Raw genomic sequence first — 2,973 nt, 5'->3', positions numbered from 1 at the left:
CCCTTCCCCTTATCGGTCGCCACATAGAGTTTGCCGCCCGTAAACGCCACTGAGAACGGCATCCACTCGGTGGGAACAAAGCCCAGGGGCTCAGCCATGCCGCGTTTCGACGCCTTCGCCGTCAACTTCGCCGGGTCGATTACCGCCACCGCGTCACTCGCCATATTCGCCACATAGAGCCGATGCCCCGACGCATCCTGCGCCAATGCCAGCGGCTCCGCGCCAAAGTAGCTCTGGTGCGGCAGACGCGTATCTAAGTACCCCTTCACCCGCAGCCCGCCGCCTGCAATGTTCACCGCCGCCACTGCGTCACGATTCGCAAGTGCCACATACAGCGTCTTCTCATCGGGCGTAATCTGAAATGCGCACGGATGCGACCCCGGCTTCACCGGATCGGACGCCTTTAGCAGCGCCAGCTTTCGCCCTACCGTGAGCTTCACGAGATCGATTTCCACAATCTCCGACGCATTCCACAGGGCCACAAAGGCGCGCCGCCCATCCTGCGTCACCGCGAGGGCGATAGGATAGGTCCCCGGAACCGCTTCGCTCTCGGAGAGGTCAAACCGCTTCTCAACCGCACCGCTGGCTGCATCCACCACCAGAACATCGTCTGACAGATTTCCCGCCACCAGCAGCTTCTCTCCCGCGCCGCCACCAGCACCGAATACCGCAATCGCCGCCGGAAACGGAATTGCCTGGTCGCCATCGCGCTCGCCGAGAAGGCGTGTCTTCCGCCCCGCCGCCAGCTTCTCCAGCGGCAGCTTGATAAACCTTTCGGGCGCGATCTTGCCAGTGCTGAAGCTATACACCGCAATGCCATTTCCGGTATCGCCTTTGCGCTCGCCGTTTGGATCGCTCTCCGAACCCATGCTGGCATACACGTGCGTGCCATCGCGGCTGAACGCCAGGCCGGAATAGAGGGTCTGTTTGCCGCCCCGCAGTACGGTCCGGTCGTCGGGGAAATCCGCCAGCGTGCCCGCCTGCGTGTCATACACCGCCAGCGACTGCGAGTAGTTGGATTCGAACGTGCCGTAGCCATCGTTCACTGTAACCACGTAGCGGCCATCCGGCGACACAGCCATCGAGACCGGCTCAGCATTCAGCCGCTGCGGATTGCCCGGCACCGGCTCGGTAAGCTGCTTGCTCGTGGAGAGATTGACGGTCTGGGCCAGCACCGGGATTGAGCCTAAAAACAGCGCACCAGCGAGGAGGACGGCTAGGGATTTCACAACCATGACAATCACGCTAACAAACCCGCCCGCTCTGCGCGTTACATATCTGTTACCGGAACGTCGACAAATGTCTCCAAAGTCCCACCAACTGCGATAATCGCATCATGCATTCAGTGTTCACGGCACAGGGGCTTTGGGACGGCCACTGCATTCTCGATCATCCTTTGATCACGGTCGAAGAGGGCCGCATCGTATCCATCGAATCCAGCGGCTCCGGTCCAATCGGCAACGGCACTGACTTGGGAGACGCGCTGCTGGGCCCTTCCTTTTTTGACGTGCATATCCACGGGGGAGCAGGCCACGATGTGATGGAGGGCAGCGATGAGGCGCTGAGCGCAATCGGCAGATTCCTTGCCTCGCATGGAACCGCAAACTACCTTGCCACAACCGTTACTGCACCGCTCGACAAAACCCTGAAGTCTCTTGAGCAGATTGCAAGCCGCATCGCCGCCGGCCCTCGGAACGGGGAAGCCCACCCCATCGGCATCCATCTCGAAGGCCCCTTCCTATCCCATGCCAAGCGAGGCGTGCATCCGCTTGATCTGCTTCTGGCGCCCGACATCGTCCTCTTTGATCGCATGTACGAGGCGGCTCAAGGCCACGTGCGCCTCATGACTTTGGCGCCTGAGCTGCCCGGCGCACTTGAACTTGCCGCGCATGCAATCGCAAAAGGGGTGCGTATCTCCATCGGCCATTCTGACGCAACAGCAGCCCAAACCAACGCCGCCATTGCCGCAGGCGCCGCCAGTGCCACTCACACCTTCAATGCCATGCGTTCGCTCGATCATCGCGAGCCGGGAATCCTGGGCATCGTCCTCACCTGCGATGACCTCTTTGCCGAACTCATCTGCGACGGCATCCACAACACGCCAGAGATGGTAAAGCTCTGGTGGCGCGCCAAGGGCCCCGATCGCAGCATCCTTATCACCGACGGCATGTCTGCAGCCGGAATGCCTGAAGGCACTTATCAACTTGGCGGCTTTGACGTGCAGGTGGCCAACGGCCGAGCGATGGCCAACGGTGTGCTCGCCGGCAGCGTGCTCACGCTAGATCGCGCACTCGCCAATTTCATTCATTTCACCGGCGCCACTGTCGACCAGGGCCTGCGCCTGCTCACTGCCAATCCCGCTGCAATGACGGGATTTGGCGATCGTGCCGGCTCGTTGCGCGTGGGTGACGCAGCGAACTTCGTAGCAGTCCGCCCTGACGGCACTCTGCTCGCCTCCGTCGTGGGCGGAAAGGTTGTCAGCTAGGGCGAACGGGGGCGCTCATTCACACGTCTTCGTCCGTTAGCGCGATATGGGCTCCCTACCAGGCGCTATCGAATTGCTGCTTCACCCATTCCGACTCATAACTCCGGTTCTGAGGGGTGAGCGCTTCGTGCAGACCAAAGAGGCTGCGCGGATTGCGCGGGTTCAATTCCAGGTCCCTGCGGAACACTTCTTCGGCTCCTTTGTCGACAGCAAAATTGCGCGGCGAAGTTTACAGCTCACACCGGATTTCTGAGGAAAACCGGGTCAAACTGGGAAAGCTCCGCAAAGCTTCTCAATCAACGCCGGGGACATCGCCCACCCAGTAATTGGCGCGGGCAACGATGCGCGCTCCGTAATCCTGCGCCAGCTTGACGCGGATTGCGTGCAGGCCGGGAGTGGCGTTGGAGGGGCGGAAGGTGAGCAGGTAGCGGTTGCGGGCGTGCTTGGCGGCGTCGAGCACGCGCTGCTCGAACTTCTTGTCGGTGATG

Annotated in this window: 2 protein-coding genes and 1 pseudogene; 1 reads left to right on the top strand and 2 read right to left on the bottom strand. The window is 61.3% G+C overall.

Annotation, left to right across the window (positions count from 1 at the left end; genetic code table 11):
* On the bottom strand, positions 1-1,235 hold a 1,235-nt coding region (locus VGL22_RS09145), incomplete at its 3' end, for a beta-propeller fold lactonase family protein (protein WP_465266600.1).
* A gap of 101 nt (positions 1,236-1,336) precedes the next feature.
* On the opposite strand from VGL22_RS09145, the gene nagA reads away from it, so the two are divergent.
* Positions 1,337-2,485, top strand: coding sequence for an N-acetylglucosamine-6-phosphate deacetylase (gene nagA / locus VGL22_RS09140; protein ID WP_465266599.1), 1,149 nt, complete (start codon positions 1,337-1,339; stop codon positions 2,483-2,485).
* 292 nt (positions 2,486-2,777) lie between these two features.
* Here the strand turns inward: nagA and VGL22_RS09135 are convergent.
* Positions 2,778-2,973: pseudogene (locus tag VGL22_RS09135) on the bottom strand (VWA domain-containing protein); the annotation flags it as partial.

Source organism: Occallatibacter sp. (genome assembly GCF_036502485.1).
Classification (GTDB): Bacteria; Acidobacteriota; Terriglobia; order Terriglobales; family Acidobacteriaceae; genus Telmatobacter.
Note: the sequence above shows the minus strand (reverse complement) of the source record. Positions and strands in the feature narration are given on the sequence as shown.

Excerpts from the sequence above, each read along its gene's own strand:
- nagA (WP_465266599.1), top strand. The coding sequence starts at position 1,337 with ATGCATTCAGTGTTCACGGCACAGGGGCTTTGGGACGGCCACTGCATT.